The organism is Kitasatospora sp. NE20-6 (assembly GCF_045862635.1).
The window spans coordinates 86,548-113,333 of sequence record NZ_BPRL01000022.1; the positions used below are offsets into that span (position 1 = coordinate 86,548).

Annotated in this window: 27 protein-coding genes and 6 pseudogenes; 14 read left to right on the forward strand and 19 right to left on the reverse strand. The window is 72.8% G+C overall.

The window, feature by feature from the left end:
- Window positions 1-233: 233 nt before the first annotated feature.
- Complete coding sequence (locus tag SNE206_RS19130) at window positions 234-1,403, forward strand: glutamate--cysteine ligase (RefSeq protein ID WP_407914627.1); 1,170 nt, start codon at window positions 234-236, stop codon at window positions 1,401-1,403.
- 93 nt (window positions 1,404-1,496) lie between these two features.
- On the opposite strand, the gene SNE206_RS19135 is transcribed toward SNE206_RS19130, so the two are convergent.
- Window positions 1,497-2,120 (reverse strand): histidine phosphatase family protein, encoded by a 624-nt coding sequence (locus SNE206_RS19135; RefSeq protein ID WP_407914628.1) that lies wholly within the window; start codon window positions 2,118-2,120, stop codon window positions 1,497-1,499.
- Window positions 2,121-2,359: 239 nt separating this feature from the next.
- Between SNE206_RS19135 and SNE206_RS19140 the strand changes: the two genes are divergently transcribed.
- Window positions 2,360-2,515, forward strand: coding sequence for a DUF6131 family protein (locus SNE206_RS19140; protein ID WP_407914629.1), 156 nt, complete (start codon window positions 2,360-2,362; stop codon window positions 2,513-2,515).
- Between the two features lie 203 nt (window positions 2,516-2,718).
- Here SNE206_RS19140 and SNE206_RS19145 read toward each other — a convergent pair whose 3' ends face one another.
- On the reverse strand, window positions 2,719-3,144 hold the full coding sequence (locus SNE206_RS19145) for an ATP-binding protein (RefSeq protein WP_407914630.1): 426 nt from the start codon (window positions 3,142-3,144) through the stop codon (window positions 2,719-2,721).
- A 391-nt stretch (window positions 3,145-3,535) separates the two neighbouring features.
- Window positions 3,536-3,811 carry a DUF4235 domain-containing protein gene (locus SNE206_RS19150; protein WP_407914631.1) on the reverse strand — a complete coding sequence of 92 codons (276 nt, stop codon included), beginning with the start codon at window positions 3,809-3,811 and terminating at the stop codon, window positions 3,536-3,538.
- A 210-nt stretch (window positions 3,812-4,021) separates the two neighbouring features.
- Here SNE206_RS19150 and SNE206_RS19155 point away from each other — a divergent pair, with 210 nt between their 5' ends.
- Entirely contained in the window at window positions 4,022-5,023 is a 1,002-nt protein-coding gene (locus SNE206_RS19155; RefSeq protein ID WP_407914632.1) for an iron-containing redox enzyme family protein, read from the forward strand.
- Here the strand turns inward: SNE206_RS19155 and SNE206_RS19160 are convergent.
- From SNE206_RS19160 to SNE206_RS19170, 3 genes are all read right to left on the reverse strand, one after another.
- Entirely contained in the window at window positions 4,988-5,353 is a 366-nt protein-coding gene (locus SNE206_RS19160; protein ID WP_407914633.1) for a CDGSH iron-sulfur domain-containing protein, read from the reverse strand. The genes SNE206_RS19155 and SNE206_RS19160 overlap by 36 nt on opposite strands.
- The gene (locus SNE206_RS19165; RefSeq protein WP_407914634.1) at window positions 5,310-5,954 is read right to left on the reverse strand and encodes a HemK2/MTQ2 family protein methyltransferase; all 645 of its coding nucleotides are present in this window, start codon (window positions 5,952-5,954) and stop codon (window positions 5,310-5,312) included. Before SNE206_RS19165 ends, SNE206_RS19160 begins: the two co-directional genes overlap by 44 nt.
- A gap of 135 nt (window positions 5,955-6,089) precedes the next feature.
- Window positions 6,090-6,266, reverse strand: a complete 177-nt coding sequence (locus tag SNE206_RS19170) for a hypothetical protein (RefSeq protein ID WP_407914635.1) — start codon at window positions 6,264-6,266, stop codon at window positions 6,090-6,092.
- A 245-nt stretch (window positions 6,267-6,511) separates the two neighbouring features.
- Between SNE206_RS19170 and SNE206_RS19175 the strand changes: the two genes are divergently transcribed.
- Window positions 6,512-7,054 (forward strand): EF-hand domain-containing protein, encoded by a 543-nt coding sequence (locus tag SNE206_RS19175; RefSeq protein ID WP_407914636.1) that lies wholly within the window; start codon window positions 6,512-6,514, stop codon window positions 7,052-7,054.
- Window positions 7,055-7,491: 437 nt separating this feature from the next.
- On the opposite strand, the gene SNE206_RS19180 is transcribed toward SNE206_RS19175, so the two are convergent.
- Together SNE206_RS19180 and SNE206_RS19185 are read right to left on the reverse strand one after the other, a co-directional pair.
- The gene (locus SNE206_RS19180) at window positions 7,492-7,632 is read right to left on the reverse strand and encodes a hypothetical protein (RefSeq protein WP_407914637.1); all 141 of its coding nucleotides are present in this window, start codon (window positions 7,630-7,632) and stop codon (window positions 7,492-7,494) included.
- 540 nt (window positions 7,633-8,172) lie between these two features.
- Entirely contained in the window at window positions 8,173-8,508 is a 336-nt protein-coding gene (locus tag SNE206_RS19185) for a PRC-barrel domain containing protein (protein WP_407914638.1), read from the reverse strand.
- A 217-nt stretch (window positions 8,509-8,725) separates the two neighbouring features.
- Between SNE206_RS19185 and SNE206_RS19190 the strand changes: the two genes are divergently transcribed.
- From SNE206_RS19190 to SNE206_RS19200, 3 genes are all read left to right on the forward strand, one after another.
- The gene (locus tag SNE206_RS19190; protein ID WP_407914639.1) at window positions 8,726-8,896 is read left to right on the forward strand and encodes a hydrophobic protein; all 171 of its coding nucleotides are present in this window, start codon (window positions 8,726-8,728) and stop codon (window positions 8,894-8,896) included.
- A 263-nt stretch (window positions 8,897-9,159) separates the two neighbouring features.
- The gene (locus tag SNE206_RS19195) at window positions 9,160-10,341 is read left to right on the forward strand and encodes an AI-2E family transporter (protein WP_407914640.1); all 1,182 of its coding nucleotides are present in this window, start codon (window positions 9,160-9,162) and stop codon (window positions 10,339-10,341) included.
- Window positions 10,342-10,472: 131 nt separating this feature from the next.
- A complete protein-coding gene (locus SNE206_RS19200) occupies window positions 10,473-11,564 on the forward strand; it encodes a YihY/virulence factor BrkB family protein (protein WP_407914641.1) in 1,092 nt (363 codons plus the stop codon).
- A 163-nt stretch (window positions 11,565-11,727) separates the two neighbouring features.
- On the opposite strand, the gene SNE206_RS19205 is transcribed toward SNE206_RS19200, so the two are convergent.
- Together SNE206_RS19205 and SNE206_RS19210 are read right to left on the reverse strand one after the other, a co-directional pair.
- Window positions 11,728-12,696 carry an anti-sigma factor RsbA family regulatory protein gene (locus tag SNE206_RS19205; RefSeq protein WP_407914642.1) on the reverse strand — a complete coding sequence of 323 codons (969 nt, stop codon included), beginning with the start codon at window positions 12,694-12,696 and terminating at the stop codon, window positions 11,728-11,730.
- Window positions 12,693-13,436 (reverse strand): MEDS domain-containing protein, encoded by a 744-nt coding sequence (locus SNE206_RS19210; protein WP_407914643.1) that lies wholly within the window; start codon window positions 13,434-13,436, stop codon window positions 12,693-12,695. The genes SNE206_RS19205 and SNE206_RS19210 overlap by 4 nt, the downstream gene beginning before the upstream one ends.
- A 545-nt stretch (window positions 13,437-13,981) precedes the next feature.
- On the opposite strand from SNE206_RS19210, the gene SNE206_RS19215 reads away from it, so the two are divergent.
- Together SNE206_RS19215 and SNE206_RS19220 are read left to right on the forward strand one after the other, a co-directional pair.
- Entirely contained in the window at window positions 13,982-14,935 is a 954-nt protein-coding gene (locus SNE206_RS19215) for an NmrA/HSCARG family protein (RefSeq protein WP_407914644.1), read from the forward strand.
- A 236-nt stretch (window positions 14,936-15,171) separates the two neighbouring features.
- Window positions 15,172-15,471 carry a DUF4193 domain-containing protein gene (locus SNE206_RS19220; protein ID WP_407914645.1) on the forward strand — a complete coding sequence of 100 codons (300 nt, stop codon included), beginning with the start codon at window positions 15,172-15,174 and terminating at the stop codon, window positions 15,469-15,471.
- A gap of 72 nt (window positions 15,472-15,543) precedes the next feature.
- Here SNE206_RS19220 and SNE206_RS19225 read toward each other — a convergent pair whose 3' ends face one another.
- From SNE206_RS19225 to SNE206_RS19235, 3 genes are all read right to left on the reverse strand, one after another.
- Window positions 15,544-15,750, reverse strand: a complete 207-nt coding sequence (locus SNE206_RS19225; RefSeq protein WP_407914646.1) for a hypothetical protein — start codon at window positions 15,748-15,750, stop codon at window positions 15,544-15,546.
- 117 nt (window positions 15,751-15,867) lie between these two features.
- The gene (locus SNE206_RS19230; RefSeq protein ID WP_407914647.1) at window positions 15,868-16,278 is read right to left on the reverse strand and encodes a VOC family protein; all 411 of its coding nucleotides are present in this window, start codon (window positions 16,276-16,278) and stop codon (window positions 15,868-15,870) included.
- A 137-nt stretch (window positions 16,279-16,415) separates the two neighbouring features.
- A complete protein-coding gene (locus SNE206_RS19235) occupies window positions 16,416-17,528 on the reverse strand; it encodes an LUD domain-containing protein (protein ID WP_407914648.1) in 1,113 nt (370 codons plus the stop codon).
- A gap of 150 nt (window positions 17,529-17,678) precedes the next feature.
- On the opposite strand from SNE206_RS19235, the pseudogene sigJ reads away from it, so the two are divergent.
- Window positions 17,679-18,611: pseudogene (gene sigJ / locus SNE206_RS19240) on the forward strand (RNA polymerase sigma factor SigJ); the annotation flags it as partial.
- A 198-nt stretch (window positions 18,612-18,809) separates the two neighbouring features.
- Window positions 18,810-19,181 (forward strand): annotated as a pseudogene (locus SNE206_RS19245) (nitroreductase family deazaflavin-dependent oxidoreductase); the annotation flags it as partial.
- Window positions 19,182-19,361: 180 nt separating this feature from the next.
- On the opposite strand, the gene SNE206_RS19250 reads toward SNE206_RS19245, so the two are convergent.
- The 4 genes and pseudogenes from SNE206_RS19250 to SNE206_RS19265 form a co-directional block, all read right to left on the reverse strand.
- Entirely contained in the window at window positions 19,362-19,913 is a 552-nt protein-coding gene (locus SNE206_RS19250) for a hypothetical protein (RefSeq protein WP_407914649.1), read from the reverse strand.
- Between the two features lie 874 nt (window positions 19,914-20,787).
- A pseudogene (locus SNE206_RS19255) lies at window positions 20,788-21,269 on the reverse strand (TIGR03557 family F420-dependent LLM class oxidoreductase); the annotation flags it as partial.
- Between the two features lie 277 nt (window positions 21,270-21,546).
- A pseudogene (locus SNE206_RS19260) lies at window positions 21,547-22,002 on the reverse strand (SRPBCC family protein); the annotation flags it as partial.
- A gap of 100 nt (window positions 22,003-22,102) precedes the next feature.
- Window positions 22,103-22,648: pseudogene (locus tag SNE206_RS19265) on the reverse strand (hypothetical protein); the annotation flags it as partial.
- A gap of 169 nt (window positions 22,649-22,817) precedes the next feature.
- Between SNE206_RS19265 and SNE206_RS19270 the strand changes: the two are divergent.
- Window positions 22,818-23,651 carry a PIG-L family deacetylase gene (locus tag SNE206_RS19270; RefSeq protein WP_407914650.1) on the forward strand — a complete coding sequence of 278 codons (834 nt, stop codon included), beginning with the start codon at window positions 22,818-22,820 and terminating at the stop codon, window positions 23,649-23,651.
- A 281-nt stretch (window positions 23,652-23,932) separates the two neighbouring features.
- Here SNE206_RS19270 and SNE206_RS19275 read toward each other — a convergent pair whose 3' ends face one another.
- Window positions 23,933-25,036: a chitinase gene (locus SNE206_RS19275; RefSeq protein WP_407914684.1), complete on the reverse strand. Its 1,104-nt coding sequence runs from the start codon at window positions 25,034-25,036 to the stop codon at window positions 23,933-23,935.
- 90 nt (window positions 25,037-25,126) lie between these two features.
- Window positions 25,127-25,777 (reverse strand): annotated as a pseudogene (locus tag SNE206_RS19280) (carbohydrate binding domain-containing protein); the annotation flags it as partial.
- Window positions 25,778-26,069: 292 nt separating this feature from the next.
- Here SNE206_RS19280 and SNE206_RS19285 point away from each other — a divergent pair.
- Together SNE206_RS19285 and SNE206_RS19290 are read left to right on the forward strand one after the other, a co-directional pair.
- The gene (locus SNE206_RS19285) at window positions 26,070-26,561 is read left to right on the forward strand and encodes a DUF2975 domain-containing protein (RefSeq protein WP_407914651.1); all 492 of its coding nucleotides are present in this window, start codon (window positions 26,070-26,072) and stop codon (window positions 26,559-26,561) included.
- Complete coding sequence (locus SNE206_RS19290) at window positions 26,561-26,782, forward strand: helix-turn-helix domain-containing protein (protein WP_407914652.1); 222 nt, start codon at window positions 26,561-26,563, stop codon at window positions 26,780-26,782. The genes SNE206_RS19285 and SNE206_RS19290 overlap by 1 nt, the downstream gene beginning before the upstream one ends.
- The last annotated feature ends 4 nt before the right edge of the window (window positions 26,783-26,786 follow it).

The window sequence follows — 26,786 nt, forward strand, 5'->3', positions numbered from 1 at the left end:
GGGAGACCGGGTCTGGCGGGCGGGGGTGAAACCGGCTGCCCCCGGACGTGACCGAGCGAGCCGGACGCGGCCGGACGTGATCGAGCGCAACCGGGTGCAACCGGACGCCGAGCGTTGCCCCGGACCGCACCGACGGTCACCCCCGCCGCGGTCGGCACCCGGCCGCATCGGCAAGCCCGCGGAAACGGCCGCGGACCTCGGTTCGGGAGCACCGGGAGGGGTAACCGTGCGGCATGAGCCGAGACGAACCTCCGGGCGCCGGAGCGCCGGTCACCACCCCCGGCCGCCGGCAGTCGGGAGGCCCCCTGCTCAGCGTCGGCGTCGAGGAGGAGTACCTGCTCGTCGACCCGCTGACCGGACTGCCTGCCGCCCGCGCGGAGCAGGTGCTCGGGGCGGCGCGGCTCCAGTCCGCCCTGGACCCCGGGGAGGTCCAGCACGAACTCCTCCAGGCGCAGGTCGAGATCGCGACACCGGTGTGCAGCACGCTGGAGGAGGTCGGGGGGCACCTCCTGCGCATGCGGCACGCACTCGGGGAGGCCGCGGAGGCGTCCGGCTGCCGGCTGGCGGCCGGCGGCGCCGCCCCGGTGACGGGCCGCGTCCCCGTACCGGTGACCCCCTCCGCGCGCTACCGCGCGATGCACGCCGACGCGCCCCGGCTCACCGACGAGCAGCTGGTCAACGGCATGCACGTCCACGTGGGCGTGCCCGACCGGCGGCTGCGGGTGGCTGCGCTGAACCGGTTGCGCCCCTGGCTGCCCGTCCTGGTGGCACTCGCCGCGAACTCACCGGTGTGGGAGGGGGACGGGACCGGCTTCGCCAGCTGGCGCACGGTGGTGTTCAACCGCTGGCCGGTCACCGGCATCCCCCCGCAGTTCGCCGACCCGGACGACTACGACCGGCGCGTCCTCGCCCTCCGGGAGAGCCGGATGATCCGCGACGAGGGCCAGATCTACTGGCAGGCCCGGCTGTCCGCCCGCTACCCGACGATCGAGGTCCGGGCCATGGACGTGCAGATGCGCGCCGACGACGCCGTCATGCTCGCCGGCCTGGTCCGCGCACTGATCGCGACCGCCGTCCGGGAGGAGACGGAGGGCCGCCCGATGCCCGACCGACAGCCCGAGAGCCTCGCCGGAGCCGCCTGGCACGCCGCCCGGTACGGCCTCACCGACGAACTCCACGACCCCTTCACCGGACGGCTCCGCCGGGTCGGCGACATCGTCAGCCTGCTGGTGGACCACACGGGACGAGCACTGGAGGATGCGGGAGACACCCGGCAGGCGACCGCGGCGCTCCACCGGCTGCTCCGTGAGGGCAACGGCGCCCAGATCCAGCACCGGGCGTTCACCGACACGGGCCTCACCGGCCTCCTGCGGCTCGTCACCGACCTGACCGTCTCCCGCTGACTCCCGCCGTCTCCCACCGGCCGTCTCCCGTCCTGCTCCTCCAGACGCCCTGCTGCCCGGAAGGGGCCGCGTGGCCGGGTGCGGCGGACGGACTCACACCTGCGGTCCGGGAGGAAATCCGGTCCAGCGCAGTTCGGCAGGCAGATGCCGCATGTCGTTGTAGAAGAGGACCGATGACGGCCGGCCGGGCGCGTAGCGGATGACGGTCAGGGCGGCGTTGCCGTGGTTGAGGCCGAGCCAGCGCCACTCGGGGGCGCCCGTGGCATGACGCACCAGCCAGCCGACCAGGAAGTTGTGCGTGACGACGAGCTCGTGCCGTTCCTCCTCGCCGGCCACCGGGCCGGTGAACCGCTCCAGGGCCTGACGCGCCAGCACCGGGCCGCGTTCGCGTTCCTCGGCGGTGAACTGCTCCATGAAGCCCAGGAGGTGATCGGCGCAGTCGGACGGCAGTTCGTCCCGTTCCGGCAGGTGCGGAACGTAGTCCCCGGCGACGTCCGAGACCTGCAGGGGAACACCGGCCAACTGCTCGCCGATCAGGCGTGCGGTCTCGGCCGCCCTGGGGAGCGGGCCGTGGTGCACGATCGAGACGGGGCTGTCGCGGAGGCGCCGGCCGAGCAGGGTCGCCTGTCGGCGGCCGTTCTCCGACAGCCCGGTTTCGTCCGGCACCGCCTCGCCGTGGCGCACGAGGTAGAGGTACCGGGTGGCCGTTCCCGTCATCTGCCGGACTCCTTCGAAGCTCATCCCGATCTTGCGTGGTCCCGGGATGACGCCGTCTTCCCGGGGCCTGGTTCCCCGCCGTCCGAGACGGCCACCGGCTGCCGCGTCTCCCGGCCCCCGGGTCTCACCCGCACCCGGTCCCGCCCGGCGTCGACGCGGATGCCGTCCGCGGCCGACCGCCGGTTGACATGCGAACGTCCGGGCAGAAGCAGGTCAGGGGTGTTCGAAGGAGAGCTCTCATGATCGTCCTCGGAGTGATCCTGCTCGTCATCGGCCTCGTCACGGGGCTGGGCTTCCTCTGGACCATCGGTGTGATCCTGCTCGTGGTCGGACTGATCCTGTGGGTGCTCGGACTCCTCGGCCACGAGGTCGGCGGACGTCGGCACTACTGGTGATCCCGACCCCGTGATCCCCGGCGCCGGCGGCGTGCAAGCCGGCCGGAACGCCGCGCGCCGCCCCGGACACCGTTCGGGCGCGGTGCCGCCGTAGAGCCGTCGCCGTGGTGCCGCCGTAGAGCCGTCGCCGTGGTGTCGCCGTGGAGCCGTCGCCGTGGTGTTGCCGTGGAGTCGTCACCCGGCGCCGGGAGGCATCCGGCGGTTCAGTGACCGGGCTCCAGCAGGAGCTCCGCCCACACCGTCTTCCCGTGCTCCGCCGGCTCGTCCCCCCGGCGCACGGCGAGCCGGTCGACGATGAACAGCCCGTGGCCCCCGACCCGGTCCGCCTCGTGCGGGCGTGCCTGCGGTCGCGCCCGGCTCGAATCCGTCACCGCGATCGTCAGGCGGTCGCCCCGGTGATCGAGGTCGAGCCGCCGGGGCCCGCCCGCATGGCGGACGGCATTTCCCAGGAGTTCCGCGGCGACGAGTGCGGCATCCTCGACCGTCTCCCCGGAAACGTCGAGGTGCCAGTCGGCGAGGGCCCGGCGCACGGCGTCCACGCCGTCGGCGACGGGGGTCGCCCCGCCGGTGCGCCCGAAGCGGAGTCGCTGGTGGTGGCTTGGGTCGGCACATGAGGTGAGAGGGCACATGGACAGCTCCTGGAGCGATCGCGCAGCACGTTCGGTTCGTCATTTCGGTTCGTCATCCCGGCGCCTGCCCACCGCTCCTGCCGTCACTCCCCCCTCCGGTCGGCCCGGCCCTGCCGGGTGGTGGCCGCGCCGACGGAAGGTGACGCTGGGACCATGGCCAAGAACCGGTGGATGCCTGCTGTCGTGCACTGCCGCCCCGGGGAGGTGGCGGGAGCCGACACGGCAGCGGCACACGTCAGCGGGGACGTCCGCGTGACGGGTCGGTGGGTGCGGGTCCGTACCGGTCACGGAGCCGCCGAGACGTGGATCTCGGCCTCCGTGGTCCAGCGGATCGTCTGGGACACCTCTCCGTCCGGCTGATCGTCCGTCGCGCCCGGGCGTCCTGGGACCGTCAGTCCTCGCCGGGCCAGGTCCCGGTGGCCCTGCGCCAGGCCACCGCGCCGCCGCGCTGCACGGCGGCGCGTACGACCGAAAGGATCAGTCCCTGGATCGCGGCTGCGATCAGGACCTCACGCCAGGTGTGGTCGCGTTCCAGGGGCTGCGGGGCGTCGCCCTCCGGGCCGAGGCGGTCCCAGAGCTTCCGGAAGGCGAGGCTCGCCAGGGCCCCGCCGGCTAGGCCGGTGGCGAGGCCGACCGGCTTGTAGACGATCTTCGCGGTGTTCGGCATCGGTACCCCCAGGGTGCTCGGCGGCCGGTCCGCGGGCTGCGCCTACCCGGGAGGGAGCCGCCGAACCACCGGCCGCCCGGGTCGTGGTGTGGGCCCGCGGGGAGCCGGGCAGACGCCGCACGAAGGACCCCCGCCCGCGGGCGGCGTGCCCTTCTGTCCCCGATCGGCCAGGCCGGGCCCACGGCCGCGTGCCGGGCTCTGGAGGATCACGTGACCACGCCCGTCCTGCCGTCGCCCCGAGGTGACCTCTCCTCGGGCCTCCTCGCCTCGCTGACCGCGGGACCGCCCGGCCCGGCAGCGCTACCGCTGCCCGTGCCGGATCCCGGCGCGGACCCGTGGGACGAGGATCTGCACCTGGCCCTGTACGTCTGCTACGAGCTGCACTACCGCGGCTTCACGGGCGTCGACCCCGGCTGGGAGTGGGCGCCCCCGCTGCTGTCCCTGCGCGGCGCGCTGGAGCGCCGCTTCCTGGACGCGTTGCGCGCCGAGGCCCTGGTGCAGCCGCTCGACACCCTGCTGGAGGGCCTCCTCACCGAGCCCCGGACCGGGAACGGCCCTTCGCACCGGCTGCTCGCCACCGGCACCCGCCAGCAGGCGGGCGAGTACCTGGCGCACCGCTCGCTCTACCACCTCAAGGAGGCGGACCCGCAGCTGTGGGTCGTCCCCCGCCTGACCGGTGCACCCCGTGCCGCGGTGATGGCCGTCCAGTTCGACGAGTACGGCGCAGGACACCCGGAGCGGGCGCACGCCCGGCTCTTCGGCGAGATGATGGCGGACTTCGGCCTCGACCCGACGTACGGGCACTACGTGGACGCGGCGGCCGGCCCGGCCTTCGCCGTGGTCAACCTCATGTCGATGTTCGGTCTGCACCGCGCACTGCGCGGCGCCCTGATCGGCCAGTTCGCCGCCGTCGAGATCGGCTCCCCACCGGGGGCCGCCCGGCTGGCCGCGGCTTTCGAGCGGCTGGGTGCGGGCCCGGCGGGCACGCTGTTCTACCGCGAGCACGTGGAGGCGGACGCCGTTCACGAGCAGGTCGTACGCCACCAGGTCATCGCCCCGATGGTGGAGGCGGAGCCGGAGCTGGCGGCCGACATCGCCTTCGGCATCGCCGCGAGCACCCTCACCGAGACCAGATTCGCCCGCCTTCTCACCGAGGCGTGGGACTCCGGCGCGAGCTCACTGCACGGTGGGGCCCTCACTGCCGGGCGGTGATCCCGCCGCGCCCCCCGGCCCTCCCGGCCCCGGCTCGCCCGGCCAGCCTGGTCCGTCCGGTCCGTCCGGTCCGTCCGGTCCGTCCGGTCCGTCCGCGGGCGGCGGCGGCCGGTGCCGCCGGTGGCTGGTGTCGCAGAACGGGTACCGCCGGCTGCGCCGGCACACGCACAGCGCCACCACCGGCCGGTCGGACCGCACGGTCGTACCGTCAGGGAGGACGATCTCGACCGGGCCCTCCACCAGCACCGGGCCGTGCGCCACCGGTTGCACCCTGCGCGGGGTGCGGTCAGCGCCCGCGGACACCGCGCACCACCGCCAGCTCCTCCTCACGCACGCCCGGCCCGATCAGCCCGCGGCGCTCGAACCAGTCGGCGCGTGCCGTCATCACCGGGCCGAAGACCTGCCGTCGCCGGGCCACGACCCCGGCCCGCAGTCCGGCGTCCTCCATCGCGTCGACGGTGGCGCGGACGTCGGCCAGCGAGGACTGCACGACCAGCAGTACGCCCCCGGGGCTCAGCAGCTTCGGCGCCTCCCGGCAGATCCGGTCGAGCAGCAGCCGGCCGTCCCGGCCGGCGTCCCAGGCACGTCCCCGACCGTGTCGCGGCGCCCCGGCACGTTCGGCCGGGACGTACGGGGGGTTGCTCACCACCAGATCGAACTCCTGGCGCCGGACGGGCCGGGTGAGGTCGCCGTGCCGCACGTGGAGCCGCTGCCGACCCAGCAGTCCGTTGACCCACGCCGTCGCGAGGGCGAGCCGGGACACGTCCACCGCGGTGACCTCGGCCCCCAGGCGGGCCGCGGCCAGCGCGACCGCCCCACTTCCCGTGCCGAGGTCCAGACAGCGCACACCGGCGCGGATCCGCTCGGCGAGCAGGCTCTCCACCAGAAGTGCCGTGTCGCCCTGCGCCGGGTACACCCCGGGCGGTCTCATCAGCCACATGATCCGCGCGTGCCCACGACGGCACGGAACCAAACATGCAGGTCAGGCCCGCTGCGCAGCCGGAAGGAGCCGACCGCCGAACGCTGCCCCGGCCGAGGACGCGGGCCGCGCGCGCCGACGCCCCGATCAGTGCGTGGGCTCGCGGAGCCCGAGCATGTCGAGGAGCAGCCGGCAGTCGTCGCGCTCGCGCGCGTGGGCGACGACCACCGCCCGGGCCCGAGCGGCTGCCGCACCGCCGGAGGTCCGGTCGACCGGTTCGACGGTGTCGGCAAGCGTGGACAGGTCGCGGTTCTTTCCCAGCATGTCGGTCGCCTTCCTCTCCCGATGAATACGAGACCGCACCTGCCCCGGGTCCGCGAGGCGACACCTGTCCGCCGCGGGCGGTCCGACGAAATGCCGCAGGCCGTGGGCGCGGCACGGTACCCCACTCGCCGAGGTGCGGCAGGAATTCCCGGGAACCCGTCGACGGAGGCGAGGCATCACCTAGCGTGACCGATCGACGGCCACGCGTAACGGCGTGCGGGTTCGGCGTTGGGAGAAGCTCCTCCATGGCTAGCGTGTTTCAGCAGCTCAAGATCCAGAACATGTTCACCGCGTTCGACGCCGACGGCGACGGCTACCTGCGGAGGGACGACTTCGAGGCCCTCGTGGACCGCTGGAGCCGTCTGCCGGGAGTCGAGCACGGCACGGAGTTGCGCGCCCGTGTCGAGACGGTCCTCATGGGCTGGTGGAGCGGCCTGCTGGAGGTCGCCGACGCGAACAACGACGGCAGGGTCAGCCGGAGCGAGCTCCTCACCCTCGTCGACCGGCTCCCCGGCATGCGCGAGGCCGTCGCGGCGACCGCCGACACCATCTTCGACGCGGTGGACGGGAACGGGGACGGCCGCATCTCCCGCGCCGAGCACCACCGCCTCGTCGAGACCTGGCACGGGCAGCACGTGGACACCGACGGGGTCTTCGACCTCCTCGACCTCGATGGCGACGGCCACCTCAGCCGACCCGAATTCGCCACGCTGTGGTGCCAGTTCTGGATCAGCGACGACCCGTCGGAGCCCGGAAACCTGATGTGCGGGAGGATCCCCCACCAGTGACCGACCGGGCCGGGCCCGCCAGGCACGCGCTCCCCGCGGGAGGGGCCGGCATGGCGGTCACGAGCGGTGCCGCGGTGCGCACCCTCCACGCCGGACCTCGACGGAGCGCCGGCCGCCTGCCCCGGGCGGCCGTGGAACCGGGCGGCGGTGTGGGAGCCGGTCCGTATGAGGTCGGGCAGGACGGCGGTCACGCCGACGCCGGTGCCGGCGAGTTCGGCCCGCAGGCCCCGGGAGAGCCCGGCGGAGGTGAACTTCGCGGTGGCGCAGGGAAAGGGAAGGAGGTGGTGGCCCGGCACTCCGTCCGAGCCGCCCTGCGGGATGTCGTCCGTGGCTCTTCCCTTCCGGCGGGACATCCGGCGCCCGCCCCTTCGCTTCGTCCTCGAACGAGCACCGGGTCCGCGCCGCAGCGTTCCTGCCCCGGGCAGCCGGGTGGCGGGTCAGTGCAGGATGCTGACGGCGCGGGCGATGACCAGCAGCGAGGTGAGGAGCGCGGCGATGCTCTCGATGCTCATCAGCACCTTGGCCCGGGTGGACAGCGGCATGGTGTCGGTCGGGCTGAACGCGGTGGAGTCGGTCACCGATATGTAGTCACCGAGATGTACAGGTAGTCCATGAGCGTGGGCACCCAGTCGGAGGAGATGCCGGCCCCGTCGGAGACCTCCTGGACCGCGTCGTGGTTCTCGTCCTGGGAGAAGCGGAAGTCCGCGAGCGGCAGCTCGCTCCGCGGGGCCTGGGTAGGCAGGACGGGGCCGCCGCAGTCCCCTTGCCTCGCAGTGTCGCGTGCCCGTTCCGGGCCGGAGCCGCCCGGCTGTCGGGCACGCGCCACCGCACCTTCGGATTTCACCGTGGAACGGGCCGTCCGGCTCCCGGCAGAGCCCTCGCGCTCCGGTTGCCCGCCGGAGGCGGAAGCGAACCGGGAGCGTTCCGCGCCCCGGGTCGGCGCACACCTCGAAGGACGCACAGGCGTACGCCGGGACCGGGGCCCTCGCCGTACGTCGGGTGAGCCCGTGATCGTCACCGGGCCGACGCGTTGCACGGGTCGGCCCCGCACCCGCCGGGCAGATCGCAGGGGTGCGGGGCCGATTCTCCGCAGGTCACGGCCCGCAGGTGGCGCGGACTCAGAGCCGGGGGTCGCCGTAGTAGCCGCCGAGCTCCTCGTGGTAGCCGGTGTCGCCGGTGTGCTTGTCGGGGTCGAACTCCGGGGCGTTCTTGATCTCGTCCTTGGTGCGGTTCACCCACACCGTCTCCTCGCGGGTGTCGACCCGCAGGATCGTGCCCGCGGGGAGCAGGACGTGCTTGCCGAAGATCCACGGGCCGGTGTCGACGACCACGTGGGAGGAGTCGACGTCCTCCGTGTGCTTGTCGATCTTGCCGATGTGGCCGTCGGAGGCCTCGACCCGGTAACGGTCAGGTCGAGACCCGGGGTGTAGCCGACTGCGTTCCGGTAATCCCACATGCCGCTCACCATTGCCTCCTCGCTGTCGGTGTCTGATGCGTCGACTCTCCCGGTCCTGCACTTCCATGCGTCCCCGTCCACGACCGGCCGGCCCACCGGAACACCGCACGGACAACGGCCGCGGGTCCTACGGGAACGCCGTACGGAATACGCATGGGTGCACAGGGGCGGGGCACACGGCGTCTCGTCACCGTCGCCGGACGAAGGGATCCACCGTGCTTCCGCTGATACTCGTTCTCCTCCTCGCCCTCGTTCTCTTCGGCGCGGGCTTCGCCCTCAAGGCCCTGTGGTGGGTGGCGGTCATCGTCCTGGCCGTCTGGCTGCTCGGATTCGTCGCCCGCGGCACCCACTCCTCCGGCAGCCGTCACCGCTGGTACCGCTGGTGACCTGAGCCCGTACCGCGTCGCCCGGCGCCACATCCCATCGCACCGCACCGCACGGTGTCGGCACCAGGCCGCGCCCCCGGCACGCCGCCCCGCACCCCCGTCGCCGAAGAGCGCCGGGCACCGTGCGGGGCGTCCTGCGTCCGGGCCCGGACCGGCTCCACGGCACCGTCGCCGCGTCCCGCCGCCGAAGCGGGGCAGATGCACAGCGGCTCGAATGCACAGCGGCTCGAAGCGGCCCCGGAGGAGGAAGGACGGTATCCGGCATGAAGTCGTCGAGGTTGCGCATACTGAGCACCCTGGCGTCCGACGGAGCCAGGCGCTATTTCCTGGTCCCGGACGACCTGGCTCCGGCTGCCGCGCCCACGCCCGCGCCCGAGGCCCTCCCCACGGGCGGTCGGAGCGCCCGCCCCGGCCGGGGGCTCCGGGAGGGCGTGGTGCCCTGGTTCTCGGCCGGACTGCGACTGTCCCTGGGTGCGCTGCTGGGCTGGTTCCTGTTCCGGCAACTGGTGAGGCTGGAGCAGGTGCTGACGCTGACGGTGCTGGCGGCCTTCATCGCGGTCAGCCTGGAACCCGTGGTGGGGATCCTGATGCGTCGCCGACTGCGCCGGGGCTGGGCGGTGGCCGTGGTGCTCGGCATGTTCTGCGCGCTGGTCGGGGGTTTCCTCGCCCTGGTCATCCCACCGCTGAGCCGGGAGATCACCGTACTGGCGGACGCGGTGCCGGTCTGGCTCCAGCAGGTGCACGACCACCAGTCCGCCCTCGGACGGATCGAGGACCACTACCACGTGGTCGACAAGGCGAAGCAGGCGCTCGGCTCGGGCGGGGGCGTCGTCGGCGGCGTGCTGGGCGCAGGCCGACTCGTGCTCGACACGGTCACCTCGCTGGTCGTCGTGATCACCCTGACGCTGTACTTCATGGCCGGCCTGCCGGCGACCGAGGAGTTCTGCTACCGGTTCGTCGTCGGCAGCCGACGGGACCGGACCCGGGAACTCACCGAGGAGATCCTGGCCCGGACCGGCCGCTACATGCTGGGCAACCTCTTCACGTCGGCCGTCGCCGGCCTGGCGACCTTCGTGTGGTGCGCGGTGGTCGGAGTGCCGTACGCCGCCGCGCTGGGGGTGTTCGTGGCTCTGATGGACCTGGTGCCCGTCGTCGGATCCACCATCGCCGGGATCGTCGTCAGCCTGGTGGCTCTGGCCGTCTCGTGGCCGGTCGCCATCGCCACCGCCGCGTTCTACATCGGGTTCCGCGTGCTGGAGGACTACCTGATCATGCCGCGCACCATGCAGTACGCAGTCGACGTGCACCCCTTCGTCACGGTCCTCGCCGTCCTGGTCGGCGGGGTGCTCCTGGGCATCATCGGCGCCCTCGTCGCGGTACCGGTCGCGGTGGCCGTCGGCCTGGCCCTGGACGAGTTCGTCTTCCCCCGGCTGGACGCCCGCTGAGGCCGTCGGCAGCCGGTCCCGGCCTGCACGGCGGACCGGCGGCGCACAGGCCCGCGGCACCCCCCGCCGACCGCGCACCGCGGAGTCCCGGCATCGGGTGATTCGCCCGGCCGAACGGGCAGACGCCCGTCATGAACTCCCCATCCCCCCGCAAGCACCCCCTCGGAGACGACCACGACACGCCGTCGCCCGGCCCCGGCCCGCAGGTGGAGAAGAACGCGCCGGACGCCCCGAGCGACCTGCCCCGCCGGTCCTGGTGGGCGGTGCTGCGCCGCACCGGCCAGGAGTTCCTCGACGACGAACTGACCGACCGCGCCGCCGCCCTGACCTACTACGGCGTGCTGGCGATCTTCCCCGCGCTGCTCGTCCTGGTCTCCGTGCTCGGTGTCGCCGGCCGGTCGGCGACCGACGCCCTCCTGAACAACCTGCAGGAGCTCACCCCGGGCCCGGCCCGCGACATCCTGCACGACGCCGTCGAACAGCTCCAGGACAACGGCGGCACGAGCACCCTCCTGCTGGTCGTCGGCCTGGCCGCAGCCCTGTGGTCCGCCTCCGGCTACGTCGCGGCGTTCATCCGCTCCGCGAACGCCGTGTACGACATCCGCGAGGGCCGCCCGGTCTGGAAGGTCACACCGCTGCGCCTGGGACTGACGCTGCTCCTCCTGCTGCTCCTGGCGGCGAGCGCACTGATCGTCGTCTTCACCGGCCCGCTCGCCGACCGCGCCGGGCACGCCCTGGGCATCGGGGACACCGGCCTCACCGTGTGGTCGGTCGTCAAGTGGCCCCTCCTGGTCGTCCTCGTCACCCTGATGGTCTCCCTGCTCTACTGGGCGGCCCCCAACGTCCGTGGCCGCGGCTTCCGGTGGATCTCCCCGGGCAGTCTGCTCGCGGTCCTGCTGTGGATGGCGGCCTCCGCCGGCTTCGCGCTGTACGTCGCCAACTTCGCCTCCTACAACAAGACCTACGGCACCCTGGCCGGCGTCGTCGTCTTCCTCGTCTGGCTGTGGATCTCCAACCTGGCGATCCTCCTCGGCCTGGAGTTCGACGCCGAACTCGCCCGCGAACGCGCCACCCGGGGCGGCCTCCCCGAGGGCGAGGAACCCTACGTCCAGCCCAGGGACACCCGCACCTGGCCCGACGACGAGCCGGACGGCACCGGCGAACCGGGGGCCACGGCGCCGCCGGCGGAGCCCCGCCCGCCGAACCGCACGGAGGCGCCCTGAACGAGACCGTCGTCACCGGGAAGCGATCAGCGCATCGGGCCCGGTGCCCCAGCTGCGCGGTGGGCCGGTCGGCCCTCCCGGGACCTCGCGGGGGACCTCCCGCAGGCCTGAACGCCCGGGCGGACCCGGACCCGGACCCGGACTCGGCGGGGGCGGTGCGACCTCAGCCGCCGTCAGCACTCATCGTGAGGCGGACGACGGTGCCGCTCTTCACGTCGGTACGGATCTGGACGAGGTCGCACATCTGCTGGACGAGCCAGAGGCCCCGGCCGCCGACCTGGTCCATCGTCGGCCTGACCCGACCGGCCAGCGGGTCCTGGATGTACCCGCCGTCACGGAACTCGCAGACCATCCGGCCTTCCTCCGCCCAGGTGCGCAGGGTTCCGCCACCCGCGTACTTGATGCTGTTGCCGGCGACCTCGGTGACGGCGAGCAGCAGGTCCCGCAGTCGGTCGCCCGTGAAACCGTGACGCGTGGCGCATGCGGTGACCCGCTCGCGGACCGAGGTGAGCGCCCCGGCCGAGAAGATCAGTTCCTCGTCCGGGTCACAGGGGTCGCCGAGGACCTCGAAGGCGTAGGGTTCCTCGCTGTAGTCGACTGCTGGTACCGGACCGTCCGACCCGAGCACCAGAGGATGGCAGCGTCCCAGCGCCTCCAGGGTTCCGTCCGGTACGGAAGCGGTGTCGAAGGGGCAGAGCAGCCACCAGACCGGGGACTCGGCGAACGCCCGGTTGAGCAGCCACTCGTGGTAGCGCAGCTCGGCGGTCTCGGCCGTGGTGCGGTCGGCCCACCGGTTCTCACTGATGGCGCGGACCGGCCGGCCCGCCTGGGCGACCTTCCCGATCCAGGCCTGCCACGCAGGGATGAGGCGGCCAGGGTTGCCGCCCAGCCCGCCGGTGCCGAGGAACGACACGCGGTCCGAGGTGCCCGCGCCGGCCAGCGCCTCGCGCATCAGCTGTTCCCGCGGGGCCGAGACGGCGACCACGACCGTCTCGCCCGCGCCCAGGGCGTGCTCCACGAACGAGAGCGCTCCGGTCAGAAAGTGCTCCTCGTCCGCGTAGGGGAACAGAACGTGGCGCAGTCCCGTCTCAGCGGAGGGGGCGGGGGCGGAAGCGATGTCGGGGTGGTTCACTGCTTCAGCTCCACGGGGATCTCGGGGCTTTCGAACCCGAGCAGCGACCAGCTGCGGCGGAGCGTCGCGTTGGCGTGATGGAGCTCGATCCTGCGGTTCGGCAACCCCCTGGCGGCCCGCGCCAAGACGGTCAGCCCGGCACTGTCCATGAATTCCAGCTCTCCGCATTCCAGGTGCAGCACCGGCGCCAGCGTCAGGAGCTCGCCGAGGGCGGTACGGAAGGACTCGGCGCCCTCGCTGTCGACGACACCGCTGACGCTCCAACGGTCCCGCGGCGAACTGAAGAGCCGGAACGCCGGAGCGACCGGTCCTCTGCCCAGATGGTGCGGATGTACTCCGGCCGCCTGGTCGACGGCTTCCGATGTCAGCGCCGCACGGGCATACACGCATACGAGGATCGCGCCGCGGTCGGCAGCGAGGGCATCCAGCCTCAGCTCGTGCCGGGCCAGAATCTCGGGGCGGACCTCGGCGGCGGCCAGACCGGACATGTCCGCCAGCACGCGCAGGGCACGGAAACCCTCCCGGTCAGCGCGTTCGGTACCCCGGCTGACCTCGCTGAGGAGCGACTCCCAGGACACCGGGCCGCGATGCGCCCCCTCCGTGTCGCCGAGCACCAGCACCATGTCACCGAACAGCTCGCCGTCGGCCACGAAGGACCGCGCCGGGCCGCTCGTGTCCTCCCCCGGCTCGACCATCCAACAGACGTGGTCACCGAGATCGACCGGATCGAGTGTTGTCACACCGTGTGCTGTCCTCACCCCAGCTCCTCTGCCCCGCCCTCGGCCTAGCACTCTATCCCGGTTGCGTTCCCACAACCCACCGCTGACCCACCGCTGCAGGAGCGGGCCCGCGCGCGAAACGGCTGGGAGGCAGCCGCCTCTCCACGACTCTCCACGCCTCCCGCACGGCGCGCTCGTCGCGAGCGGCCTGCTCCGCGCGACCTGCTCCGAGCGACCTGCTCCGGACACCTGGCGAGGCGCGCGTACGGGGCGGTGGCTCGTACGGGTCGGTGGCTTCGGTGGGACGGCCGGGTCGGGCTCAGTCGGCCGGCTCCTGCACGAACTCCTCCGATCCGCCGGGGCCGGGTTCCGGCCGCGACCGGCGGCGCGTGCCCCGCGCGACCGGCGGACACCGCTCCGCCCGCGTGCGTCGGCCGGGCGCCCGACCGGCGCGTGCCGGGTCCGGAACCGGGACGCCCGGTGCGGCCGCGGTCGCGGCGTCCGGTTTGCCGGAAGCGCCGACCTGCTGTGCGCTGGAGGCGACCGTACCGAGCAGAGGAGGTCCTGTGGAGGACAAGAAGATCATCACGGTGTTCGGGGCGACCGGGCAGCAGGGCGGTGCTCTGGCCCGGGCGGTGCTCACGGACGGGAGCAGCCCCTTCGCCGTCCGCGCCGTCACCCGCCACCCCGATTCGGACCGTGCGCGCGAACTCCAGCGGCTCGGCGCTCAGGTGGTCCGGGCCGACGCGGACGACGCCGCAGGTCTCGGAGCCGCTTTCGACGGCGCGTACGGAGCCTTCCTGGTGACCAACTTCTGGGAGCACATGTCCGCCGAACGCGAGAAGGCCCAGGCCCGCGCCCTGGCGGACGCCGCGGGCCATGCGGGCGTGCAGCACGCGGTCTGGTCCACGCTGGAGGACACCCGCGCGTGCATCCCGCTCGACGACCCCCGGATGCCCACCCTGCAGGGCTCCTACAAGGTGCCGCACTTCGACGCGAAGGCGGAGGCCGACCACTACTTCGCCGACGCAGGCGTCCCCACCACCTACCTGCGGGCCACCTTCTACTGGGAGAACCTGCTCGGGGCTTTCGGCCCCCAGCGCGGCGAGGACGGCGCACTCCAGCTCAGCTTCCCGATGGGGAACAGCCGGCTGGCCGGCATCGCGGTCGACGACATCGGCAGGACGGCACTGGCCGTCCTGGAACGCGGCACCGATCTCATCGGTGCCACCGTCAGCATCGCGGGCGAGCACCTGCGGCTCGCCGACATGGCGACGGCCCTCACCGAGGCCGTCGGTGTCCCGGTCCACTACCGCCCCCTGACCCCGGACGCCTTCCGCGCACTCGGCTTCCCGGGCGCGGACGAGGCCGGGAACATGTTCCAGTACTACGCGGACTGCGAGGAGGGGTTCGTCGCAGCCCGGGACCTCGACGCCGTACGCGAACTCGACCCCGCCCTGCAGTCCTTCGCGACCTGGCTCGCCGCCCACCGGGACGAGCTGCGGGCCACCTGGGCGTGACCGCCCCGCGACGGTGCGGGCTGCCGGTCCCGGAGGATGCGGTCGTCGGCTCCGGCCCCGCCTCACCGGCGGGAATCCGGGCCGGGGCGCGGCCGCGGGGCTCCGGACCGTCGCGCCTGCCGGGCACCCTGTCCGCAGCTGTGCTCTGATCGGGCAGGTGACATCCGCCGCAGCGGGTACAAGACACCCGTTGCGGGTCACCGCACCCACCGCGAACTTCAGCAAGGGGATCCCCAGTGGCCACCGATTTCGACGCGCCGCGTACGAGCGAGGACGACCAGCTCGACGACGGCCTCCGCACGCTGAAGGCCACCCGTACCACCACGAAGGCCTCCAGCATCGACGTCGTCGACCAGCTTGAGGCCGACAACGCCCTGGAGCTGCCCGGCGCGGACCTGACCGGCGAGGAACTCACCGTCGCGGTGCTCCCCAAGCAGCAGGACGAGTTCGCCTGCACCGCCTGCTACCTCGTCCACCACCGCAGCAGGCTCGCCCTCACCGACGACAAGCGGCAGATCTGCCACGACTGCGCCTGACACGGCCGTGGCCGATCACGGCGTCTCCGCACCCCGGGAAGAGGGGGCGGGCCGACGGGCCGGGCCGCCCCGTCACTTCGAGACGCGGTCGGGCCACGAGGGGGACGGCCCGGTGGCCCGGCGCAGCCGGGGCAGTGCGTCGCGCAGGGCGTAGAGGTCGTCGGTGGTGGCCTGTTCGGCGAGGCGGCCCAGGAGACGGCGCAGGACGTGGTCGTCGTGGTCGTGGACGGCTTCGGTGATGCCGCGCAGCATCGGTTCGATTTCGGGCCTGGCGCTCATCGTCTCTCCGCTTCCGCCGGCGTCGCGGGCTGTGCCCCCCCCTGGGCGTGTGCCCGTTTCCGCCGGTGGCATGCGGACCGCAGCCCCGGAGGGGCCCGCTCCCTCCCGCCGACGGTCCTACGCGTCGGCGCGGCCCGGTGCGTCGGGAGCGGCGATCTCCCAGATGTGGCCGCCCGGATCGCGGAAGCTCGCCGTGCGGACTCCCCAGGGCCGGTCCACGGGTCCGTTGAGCAGACCGACGCCTCGGTCGGCCAGGCGCCGGCACACCTGGTCCACGTCCGCGACCCCCAGCGTGAACTGCGCGCGCACGCCCTGGTCCGGGGAGGCGACGGGGGCGGGAGCCACGAGCCCGGGGGCGGACGTGACCGCCAGCAGGTTGACCATGGTCCCGCCGAACAGGAAGACGGCCGAGTTCTCGTCCTCGAAGTGGACGGGGAGTTCGAACACGTCCCGATAGAACTCCCTCGCCTTCCCGAGATCCTCCACGAACAGGGTGACGGCTTGGATGGCTCCGGGCCAAGCGACCATGGCGGCGCTTCCTTCCACGACGAGAACGACGGCTTCGGTCGCGCAGATGCTCACACACGGCACTGACATCCCCTGGCCACCGACTCGACCCTGACTTGCAGTCAGCACGCTTGCCAACAAGCCCTCCAGGCGAGCCGTCAGTATCCGACGGCCTCCCGGAGGAGCAGCACGGTGCCGCGTCCCGGGTGGGGTTCGGCGTTGAGGACGAGCAGGCGGTTGACGGCGCTGGGCCTGCCGTACACGGCCTGGGCGCGGATGTTCTCCAGCGGGAGGGCGTGTTCCTCGACGCGGCGCAGTGCCGTTTCCAGGTCGGGCACCACCTTCTGGGCGCCGACGATCCAGATCGCGTGGGCGGCGCCGCCCGCGTTGGCGGGGAGCTGGCTGCCGCTGCCCGAGGCGAGGACGAGCGTGCCGGTCTCGGTGACCGCGGCGACGCTGTTGACGACGTACTCGGGGCCGGCGAGCAGCCGTCGGATCTCGTCGGCGCCGGTGGCACGGTCGATGGCGAGGACGCGCGGCCTGACGGCGTCGTACCGGTCGCCGGTGTTGATGTCCTCGTCGATGCCGGACAGGCGGAGGGTCTCGCTGGCTCCGGTGAGCACGCAGGCGCCCTCGGGGAGCAGGTCCCTGATGCGGGCGCGCGCGGCCGCGGCGTCGTCGAGGATCTCGGTGGCGAAGCCGTTGGCACGCAGTGCGGCGGCCGTCCGCTCCAGCCGCTCGGCCGGTGCCGGGGCGGTGAAGGATGCGGCGGGAGCCGTGGTGGCCGTGACAACCGCCGTGACAGCCGCCGGGCCTGTCGCGGAGCCCTGCTCAGTGCGGGGCGCCGTGCCCGTCAGTGGGGAGGTGTCGAGGTACCTGACCTCGTACACCCGCTCGGCGAACCTCCAGCCCTCCGCGGTGCGCCGGTAGCGGTCGTGGTAGACGGCGTAGTTCAGGCCCTGGCGTCCGTCGAGGGCGCGCGCGAGTTCCTGGATGTAGGCGCGGCCGGTCGCGGTGTCGCCGTCGAGCCGGATCGTGCCGGGGTGCGTGGTCTGGACGAAGAAGTCCCACTGGCTCTGCAGCCGCTCGCCGCCGGCACGTATCTCCTCGCGGCCGACCTGCTCGACGGGGATGTTCGGCATCCGCAGGACACCGTCCGGTGTGAACAGCGACGCCAGCCGGGGCCGGTCGCGCATCATCGCCGCGTCGGTGAACTCGCCGCGCAGCGCCTCGATCTCCACGCGGTCCGCGATGGCCTGGAAGTCGTTCATCGGAGTTCCCTCTCCCTCGTGTCGTCGTCCTCACCGGTACGACCACGCAGCGCACCGGAATGTGAGGCGGCGCGTCGGCCTCACATTCCGGTGCGCTGTCCTGTCGTACCGGGTAGAGGTACGGAAGCGAGCGAGGGAGACGTGGGGACCATGACCACCAGAGCCGAACCCGGTGACGATCGGGGCGGTCCGGGCCTCGGCGCGATCATGAGTGAGCGGCGCATGCTGATCAACCTCGCCTATCGGCTCCTGGGATCCCTCGCCGACGCCGAGGACGTCGTGCAGGAGACCTGCGCCCGCTGGTGCGCCATGTCCGCACGGGAGCAGCAGGCCATCGCGTCACCCGGCGCCTGGTCGGTGACGGTCGCCGGCCGCATCTGCCTGAACCTGCTCGGCTCGGCACGGGCCAGGCGGGAGACGTACGTGGGCGACTGGATCCCGGAACCGCTGCCCGAGCCCACGGAGTGGATCGCCGGACGCTCCGGGGCCGGCGTGACCGACCCTGCCGATCGGGTCACCCTCGACGAGTCGGTGACGATGGCCTTCCTGGTCGTCCTCGATTCGATGACCCCGGCCGAGCGCGTCGCGTTCGTGCTGCACGACGTCTTCCGCTACCCCTTCGGCGAGGTCGCCGGGATCGTCGGCCGCACTCCGGCGGCGTGCCGCCAACTGGCCTCGTCCGCCCGCCGTCGCATCCGCACGGCGCAGGTCCCGGCTGGCCCGGGTGCCGGGCAGGCCGGCATCGTCAGGCGGTTCAGAGCGGCGTGGGAGGCGAAGGACATCGACGCCCTGATCGGCCTGCTCGACCCCGACGCCACCGCGACCGCCGACGGCGGCGGGCTGGCCGTCACCCACCTGCACCCGATCGTGGGCGGTGAGCAGATCGCACGTGCCTACGCCGAGATCGCGCGGGTGGCGGGCGATCGCACGACGTTCCTGGAGTGCACGGTCAACGGCCTGCCCGGTTTGGCGGCGCGGCAGGACGGCAGCATCGTGACCGTGTTCGCGTTCGAGATCGCGGGCGACCGGATCAGGTCCATCTGGGCGGTGCGAAACCCCGAGAAGCTCCGGCCCTGGCGGATCGGCCGAGGAGCGATCCAACACACCTCCGGCCCCGACGGGCTTTGGTCGGTCGCAGAGAATCCCGGCGACCGACAGTTCGTCACGCCGGACTTCGACCACACCCGACCGTCAGGGCGACGAGACCCCGGGGACCAGAAGGGACTGACAGCCATGTCGGAACGTCTGCAGCGCAATCAGCTGGTGATCGACGAGTTCCGGTCCGCCGGCGGAGTCGTCGGCGGTGACTTCGAGGAGGTGCCCCTCCTGCTGCTGACCACCACCGGTGCCCGCAGCGGGCAACCACGAACGATGCCCATGACCTACCTACGGGACGGAGAGCGGCTCGTGGTCTTCGCCGCCAACGGCGGCAGGGAGAATCACCCCGCCTGGTACCACAACCTGCTGGCCGACCCGGCCGCCGGAGTCGAGGTGGGCACCGAGACGTACGGGGTGACGGCGGCCGAGGTCGAGGGCGCGGAGCGTGAACGCCTGTGGGTCCGGCAGCTGGAGCACACGCCCTACTTCGCCGGATTCCAGGAGCGGGCCGGACGGCGCATCCCCGTTGTCGCACTGACGCCCACCGCTCGCTGACCAGAACGTTCCGCGGGCCGCGAGCTACCGGCCCACGGGCTACCGGCGGCGGGCTACCGGCCGCGGGACGGGCTACGGCGGGCTGCGGGCCGGCTCGTCGCCTGCTGACGCTGCGGCCCCGGGGGAGCGGTGCCCACCGGATCGGGTCCGGCGAGCACCCGCCCGGGGACGGCCGGACGGTCACCGGCCCGGCACGGAGTCGGCACGGCGGCCGGACCCCGCACCGGACCCCGCACCGTCCGGGGTGAGCACCTCGGCGCTGACCTCACGGTGCCAGCCGGTCAGGATGCGTGCCTGGTCGTCGGCACGCCGGGCCAGCCGGTCCAGCTCCGCCATGTCCAGGCGCGGATCCCGCTCGGCGACGGCGCGCATGGCTCTCCACAGCGCGGCCTTGCCCTCGACCCCGGTACGCATCGCCTCCAGCTCGACCAGGTCGGACAGGGGCGAGCGGTGGACGAGCGTCCCGTTGGGCTTGAGCCGCCCGATCCGCTCGGCGCCAAGGCCGATCCAGGTGCGGTAGCGGTGCACTGGCACGGCGAGGCGCTTCATGATCCGCACCAGGGCGTCGCGGTCCTCCTCCACCTGCCGGGCCAGGGTGCGCAACTCGGCCGCGCGGCTGTCGTCGGCGTGGGTGTCCGCCATGCGGCGGGCGAGAGCAGCGCCGCCGAACGCGCCGGTGAGGTGGTCGTTGAGGTAGATGTTCAGGGGCTGGGTCAGGGTGTGGGAAGACATCACGCGTTCTCCGTGGGCTGCGCCTGCCGCGTCGGCGACGGGGTGATCGGACGGGCCACGGGCGCACGACCGCGTGGCCCGTACGGCGTACGCGGTCACCGGGCTCCCCGGCCGGGGAGCGAGCGCCCGACGGGACGCGCCTACCCGGGAGGGCGGCGGTCACGCGTCACACAAATGCCACAGACGGGCGAGTCGGCCCGGCTCCGGGCACGGGAGCAGCTGGACCGGATGGCCCAGGACGTCCTCAGGCTGTCGCTCGCCCTGCGGGAGCTGTCCTCGCACACCCGCCTCCGGCCGGGGGCGTACGGGCCTGGCGTGCGGACGCCGCGGCAGCCCTGCACCGGAGCGGCGCACGGCACCGGCACCAGCGCCGGCACCGACCGGGCCGGGCCGGCAGCGCCCGGGCGGGTGGGCCCGGTTCCCGTCCGACCGGCTGCGCCGGGCCCAGCAGGTGGTCACCCCGTGGGGGTTCGAGGAGCCCGGCGGACCCGGGGTGGCAGCCCGCTCCGACGGATCAGTCGTTATCCGGTCCCGGTCCCGGTCCCGGTTCCGGTCCCGGTTCCGGTCCCGGTTCCGACTCCGGCGACCGGCTGCCGCCCTGCCGGTCGGTGTCGGGATCACCGGCACCGGCCTGGTCACGCCGCACCCGCTCGATGTGTTCGTCGTTCTTCTCGTCGGTCTCGTCCTTGAGGTCCGACAGGTCGCGGGACTTCCTGTGGGCGCGCTCGCGGTCGAACTCCGGGTCGGTGTCCTTCACCGTGCTGCCTCCCTGTCGTGGTGTCCGGTCTTCCCGCTTCTGTCCGCGACGGCCGGGAACACGCCCCCGGCGGGTTCCGCCCAATGGGCCGGACCGTGGGGAGGCCGGTGAGGTCGTCGGCGTCGTGCAGAGGCGGGCGTTGTCCACGGTGCAGTGGCGGCCGCGGTGGGAGACCTCTTCACCCGTGAAGAGGTCACGTATCACCTCCACGGCCTCCTCCAGCATGTCGGCCCGCTCGGCGGAGGAGGGCCAGCGATCGCCGTGCACATGCTCGTTGAGGGCCTCGCCGGTGCCGACGCCCAGCGTGAAGCGGCCGTTCAGCAGCACGCCGGAGGTTGCGGCGGCCTGCGCGGTGACGGCCGGGTGCAACCGCACGGTCGGACGTGTCACGAGGGTGGTCACGGGCAGGTCGACGCTCTGGGACAGCGCGCCGATCACCGACCGGACGAAGGGGCTGCTGCCCTGCGCGCCGTTCCAGGGGTGGTAGTGGTCGGAGATCGCCAGGCGGGTGAATCCGGCGTCCGCGGCACGCCGGGCCTGGTCGAGCAGCTGGGCGGGGGTGAACTCCTCTCAGGAGAGAAGTAGCCGAACGCGGCCATGCCGGTGTCCCTCCCGGGCGATGGGGGGGGCGGGTCGGTGGGGTGGCGGGTCCGGCAGGTGGTAGCGGGCCGGGGCCCGGCGGGCGGCGCCCGTCCTACGGCGCCGCCCGCCCGGCCGTCCGGACGGGATCGGGCGGGATCAGCCGTGCTGCATGTCGTCCGGGTCCGCGGGCGGGGGCGGCGCCCCCTCCCCGGTCATCCGGGCCTGCGGCTGCTCACGCACCGGCGCGCCCGCGGGGCCCGCGGGGCTGCCGCCGACACCGTCGGCGGGGCCGCCGCCCGGTGTCAGCCGACCGCGCCACGCGCCGGTCGACCGGCCGCGCTCCTCGATGAAGCCCTTGAACCGCCTGAGGTCTCCCTTGACCTGCCGGTCGGGGACGCCGAGCATGCTGCCGGCCTTCTCGGCCAGGCCGTGCGGCTCGAATTCCATGGCCAGGCTCACCCGGGTGTGGTCGTCGTCCAGGCGCTGGAACGTCACGACACCCATCTGCCGGAGGTCTCCTCCCACCGTGCGCCAGGCGATCCGCTCGTCGGGGAGCTGGTCGACGATCTCGGTGTCGAACTCGCGGCGGGCACCGGCGACCTTCGTCGTCCAGTGGCAGTGCCGGTCGTCCGTCTGGCGGACCTCCTCCACACCGTCCATGAAGCGCGGGAAGTCCTCGAACTGCGTCCACTGGTCGTAGACGTTGTGCAGCGGGACATCCACATCGATGGACTCCTTCACCTTGCTCACCACGGTCTCCTTCCGCGTCGACAGGTCCTGCAGTCGTTGCCATCCGCGCGTCTGCCCTCCGGGCGCGACATCCAACCGGCCCGGCCGGGCCCGTCCGCTGTCACCCGTCGCCCCCGCCGGGCAGGAACTCCTGGATCTCCGCCTTGAAGCCCTGCTTCAGCATCGAGCCGCGGTCGCTGTCGCCGTGCACGACGGCGGAGGCGGCCGCGGCGATCCGGTCGGGCGAGGCGTGCGGCGGGATCGGCGGTACGGCCGGGTCGGTGCGGAGGTCGACGACGTACGGGCGGTCGGAGGCCAGGGCCTGCCGCCAGCGGGCGGTGTTCTCCTCCACCGTGTCCCGCCGGGCACGGTCGTCCTTGCGGTGCAGCAGCGGGATCAGCCGCTTCAGCGTCTCCCCGGCATCACCGACGACATCGACCTCGAACGGGTACCGGAGGCCCACCATCGACGGGTCGGCGTCGACCTGCACGGCACGCGCCTGCCCGAACTCCGGCAGGAACTGCGAGTACGGGAAACCGGAGCCGATCACCAGCAGGGTGTCGCAGTCCCGCATCAGCTCGTACGACGGGCGGGTGCCGAGCAGGGCCTTCGCCACGCCCGCGCCGAAACCCGGGGCGGGCCGCAGGCACGCCGTCCGAGCTGCGCGGGGAGGAGGAGGCGGAGGAGGCAGGTCGCCCCACTCCGCAGGATTCGCCGGACCACCCGTGTATTCCCTCGGCCACCGTGTGCCCGATCACCCCGATATTGCGAGCGATCGCCTCGCCGCCTGCCGCAGACTGAGGCCGGAGCACATTTCGCACCGGAGGATGGTTTTCATGGTTGAACGGCCCTTGACGCTGATGGCAGTGCACGCCCACCCCGACGACGAGGCCACCGGAACCGGAGGTGTCCTGGCGCGGTACGCGGCCGAGGGCATTCGCACGGTCCTCGTCACGTGTACCGACGGCAGGTGCGGTGACGGACCGGGAGGTGTCAAGCCGGGCGAGCCCGGGCACGATCCGGCGGCTGTCGTCGCGATGCGCCGTCAGGAACTCACGGCGAGCTGCGAGGTGCTGAACATCCGTCACCTGGAGCTGCTGGAGTACGCCGACTCCGGAATGATGGGCTGGCCGGCCAACGACGCGCCCGGATCGTTCTGGCGGACGCCCGTGGAGGAGGGCGCAGCCCGCCTCGCCGACCTGCTGCGGCACTACCGGCCCGACGTGGTCGTGACCTACGACGAGAACGGGTTCTACGGCCACCCCGACCACATCCAGGCGAACCGCATCACGACGGCGGCGCTGGCCATGACCGGGCTGACCCCGAAGGTGTACTGGACGACCGCACCGCGCTCGATGATGCAGCGGTTCGGCGAGGTCATGCGGGAGTTCGGCGCGGACTGGGAGGAGCCGGATCCGGCGGAAGCCGCCGCGATGCCCGAGATCGGACTCCCCGACGAGGAGATCAGCACCTGGGTGGACACCACCGAGTTCGGCGGCCAGAAGTTCGACGCGCTCGCCGCGCACGCCAGCCAGGGCGAGAACATCTTCTTCCTGAAGATGGGCAAGGAGAAGTTCACCGAACTGATGGGCGTGGAGACCTTCGTACGGGTCCAGGACACCACCGGCGCCACCGTGCCCGAGAACGACCTCTTCGCCGGACTGCGCTGAATCGCAGGGCGCCAGGGCTCCAGGGCGGCCGGGCTGCCGGGCTGCCGGGCGACAGGACGGGCCGCCCGGGCCGTCGGTCGTGGGGGGGGCGGGGGGGGCCCGGGCCCCCCCCCCCCCCCCCCCCCACGGCGGGGGTGGGCAGCGACCACCGTGCCCGCACGGTGGAACGACCGCCGCGGAACTGCGCGCCCCGGGCCCGGACCCAGGCCCGGTGCCGGTCGGCGACCGGCACCGGCACCGGCTGGAAACGGTGCACCGGGGCGCGGGACGTCAGCGGGACATCAACGGCCCTGGAGCGACTTGACGTTGTCGCCGAAGGTCCAGCCCTTGGAGCCGTCCCAGTTGATCGACCACGTCATGAGCCCCTTCAGCGAACCACCGAAGGCGTTCCACGACTGGCTGACCAGGCTCGGCGCCATGTAGCCGCCGCCCGCGCCGGACTGGGCCGGCAGGCCGGGAACCTGCTTGTCGTACGGCACCTTGATGGTGGTGCCCTGGATGACCAGGCCGTTGTTCAGGCACGTGGTCTGCGCGGTGAAGCCCTGGACGGTGCCGGCGGAGTAGGAGTCGCCGGAGCAGCCGTACATGCTGCCGTTGTAGTACTGCATGTTCAGCCACCACAGACGGCCGTTGTCGGCGTACTTCTTGATGATCGGCAGGTAGGCGCCCCAGATCGACCCGTAGGTGACGCTTCCACCGGTGACGTACGCGGTTTCGGGAGCCATGGTGAGGCCGAAGCCCGCCGGCATCTGCGCGAGCACGCCGTCGATGATGCGGATCAGGTTGGACTGGGAGGCGGACAGCGTGGCGATGTTGCCGCTCCCGGACAGGCCGGTCTCGATGTCGATGTCGATGCCGTCGAAGTTGTACTGCTTGAGGATCGGGACGACGGTCGCCACGAACTTGTCGGCAACGGTGCTGGAGCTCAGGTCGATACCCGCGGCGGCGCCGCCGATCGACATCAGGAGCGTCGCCCCGGCCGCCTTGGCCTGGCACATCTCGGCGGGGGTCGAGACCTTGACGCCGGCGTCCATGCCGTCCTGCCACAGGACGGTGCCGTCCGAGAGGATCACCGGGAAGGCGGCGTTGATGACGTTGTAGCCGTGCGCGGCGATCCGGCTGTCCGTGATGGGCACCCAGCCCATGCCGGGGTGGACGCCGTTCGAGGCGCCGTCCCAGTTCTCCCAGTATCCCTGCAGGACCTTGCCCGACGGCTTGGGCTTCGTGGCACAGGTGCCGCCCGACGGGCTGGTGCTCGGCGAAGCGCTGGTCGACGGGCTGCTGCTCGGCGACGTGCTGGTCGACGGGCTCGCGGTCGGCGACGCACTCGTCGACGGGCTGGCGGTCGGCGAGGGGCTGCTGCCGCCGGGGCCGGTGAGCGACACGTCGTCCGCGTAGTACGTGGGCTGCCCGTACCAGCCGTGCACGTAGACGGTCACCGAGGTGGTGCTGGCCCCGGTGGTGAAGCTGACGCTGAGCTGGCTGTACGACGGGCTGTTCGGCGTCCAGGTGGACGGGGCGCTGGTGAGTCCGGTGCCGGTGGCGCCCAGGTAGACGTAGCTGCCCTGGACGTACGCGCTCAGCGTGTACTGGGAGTTGGGCTGCACGCTGATGGTCTGGGTGCACTGGGCGTTGTCCTGGCCGGTCGGTGCGGCCCTGAGCGCGGAGGCGCCGGAGTGGACCGGACTGCTGACGGCCGCGCCGGAACCACCGGAGCAGGTCCAGCCGGAGAGTCCGCTCTCGAAACCGGAGTTGGCCACCAGGTTGGTGGTGGCGGCCCCGGCCGTGACGGTGCCGGCCACGGCGATGCCGGCGCCGATGACGGCGGCGGCGCTCACCCCGGCGAGCGAGCGCCTCAGGACGGTCGGTCCGTGCCCGGTACGGCTGGCCCGGTTCACCCGCGCTGCGCGTTCCACCGTCACCCTCTGCGGGCGAGGTGCTCGGAGCGGCTCGTTCCCGGCCCGGTCGCCTTCGAGGCGGCCGGGATCCGGACAGGGGCGGACATCGCCCGACGGACGTGAAGTGCGCGACCTACGACGGAACATGCTGTGCTCCTCCCGCCGAGCGCCATGGACAGGACCGGCGCGTGGGGGCGTGACGCCCGGCTCTGGGTGAGGTGGGGACATGTGAGGCTGTGCCGGACCGGATCGTAGGAGGAGCCGCCAGGCCCGTCAATAGGTCTGGACCAATCGCCAGCGTACGGGCCCCGGTCGAACCACCGGCGGACGCCGCCGGACACCGCCAGGACGTCGGCACGCCCGACCGCACCCCGCCCCTCCCGCACCGCCGGCAGCGCCGAACCACCCCCCACCCGCCCGAACCGGAGGTGCACCGCAGCATCACCCGCCCCATCCCGACCCTTGCCCGACCTATCGAAGTTCGATAGATTTCCATCGCAACTCGATTGAAGGATGGATCATGGGAAAACTGACAGTGCGCGCGCTGCGCGCCGTGCTCGCGGTGGTGCTCGCCGGCACCGTGTTCGTACAGGCATCGATGGTGTGGGCGCTGGTCAGCGGGAACGACCCGGAGGACGGGTCGCTCCCGCTGACCCCGCTGCGCGTGGTCACGATCCTGGGCATGGTGTCGGTCCAGGTCGCCCTGGTCTGCGTATGGCGGCTGCTCGCGATGGTGCGACGCGGAACGGTGTTCTCCCACGCCGCCTTCCGGTACGTGGATGTCGTGATCGGCGCGATCGTGTCGGCCGCCCTCGTGTGGTTCGCGGTCACGGCCATCAACGCGCCGGGCCAGCGGGACGACCCGGGCGTCACCCTCATCATGGGCGGGGTCGGCGTGGCCATCCTGGGGATCGCGCTCATGGTGCTCGTGCTGCGGATGCTGCTCACCCAGGCCGTCGCGCGCGACGTCGAAGCGACGCAGATGCAGGCCGAGTTGGACGAGGTGATCTGATGCCGATCGCCGTCGACATCGACGTGATGCTGGCCCGGCGGAAGATGTCCGTGGGCGAGCTCGCGGACCGGGTGGGAATCACGCCCGCCAACCTGGCGGTACTCAAGAACGGCCGCGCCAAGGCGGTGCGCTTCGCGACGCTCGCCGCGCTCTGCGAGGTGCTCGGGTGCCAGCCGGGCGACCTGCTGCGCTGGGAGGCCGAGGACACCGCGGACGGATGACACC

Coding starts and splice junctions, on each gene's coding strand:
- SNE206_RS19140 (WP_407914629.1), top strand. CDS start 2,360: ATGATCGTCCTCGGAGTGATCCTGCTCGTCATCGGCCTCGTCACGGGG.
- SNE206_RS19195 (WP_407914640.1), top strand. CDS start 9,160: ATGAAGTCGTCGAGGTTGCGCATACTGAGCACCCTGGCGTCCGACGGA.
- SNE206_RS19150 (WP_407914631.1), bottom strand. CDS start 3,811: ATGCCGAACACCGCGAAGATCGTCTACAAGCCGGTCGGCCTCGCCACC.
- SNE206_RS19165 (WP_407914634.1), bottom strand. CDS start 5,954: ATGAGACCGCCCGGGGTGTACCCGGCGCAGGGCGACACGGCACTTCTG.
- SNE206_RS19145 (WP_407914630.1), bottom strand. CDS start 3,144: ATGTGCCCTCTCACCTCATGTGCCGACCCAAGCCACCACCAGCGACTC.
- SNE206_RS19270 (WP_407914650.1), top strand. CDS start 22,818: ATGGTTGAACGGCCCTTGACGCTGATGGCAGTGCACGCCCACCCCGAC.
- SNE206_RS19200 (WP_407914641.1), top strand. CDS start 10,473: ATGAACTCCCCATCCCCCCGCAAGCACCCCCTCGGAGACGACCACGAC.
- SNE206_RS19175 (WP_407914636.1), top strand. CDS start 6,512: ATGGCTAGCGTGTTTCAGCAGCTCAAGATCCAGAACATGTTCACCGCG.
- SNE206_RS19285 (WP_407914651.1), top strand. CDS start 26,070: ATGGGAAAACTGACAGTGCGCGCGCTGCGCGCCGTGCTCGCGGTGGTG.
- SNE206_RS19170 (WP_407914635.1), bottom strand. CDS start 6,266: ATGCTGGGAAAGAACCGCGACCTGTCCACGCTTGCCGACACCGTCGAA.
- SNE206_RS19225 (WP_407914646.1), bottom strand. CDS start 15,750: ATGAGCGCCAGGCCCGAAATCGAACCGATGCTGCGCGGCATCACCGAA.
- SNE206_RS19130 (WP_407914627.1), top strand. CDS start 234: ATGAGCCGAGACGAACCTCCGGGCGCCGGAGCGCCGGTCACCACCCCC.
- SNE206_RS19230 (WP_407914647.1), bottom strand. CDS start 16,278: ATGGTCGCTTGGCCCGGAGCCATCCAAGCCGTCACCCTGTTCGTGGAG.
- SNE206_RS19135 (WP_407914628.1), bottom strand. CDS start 2,120: ATGACGGGAACGGCCACCCGGTACCTCTACCTCGTGCGCCACGGCGAG.
- SNE206_RS19235 (WP_407914648.1), bottom strand. CDS start 17,528: ATGAACGACTTCCAGGCCATCGCGGACCGCGTGGAGATCGAGGCGCTG.
- SNE206_RS19290 (WP_407914652.1), top strand. CDS start 26,561: ATGCCGATCGCCGTCGACATCGACGTGATGCTGGCCCGGCGGAAGATG.
- SNE206_RS19250 (WP_407914649.1), bottom strand. CDS start 19,913: ATGTCTTCCCACACCCTGACCCAGCCCCTGAACATCTACCTCAACGAC.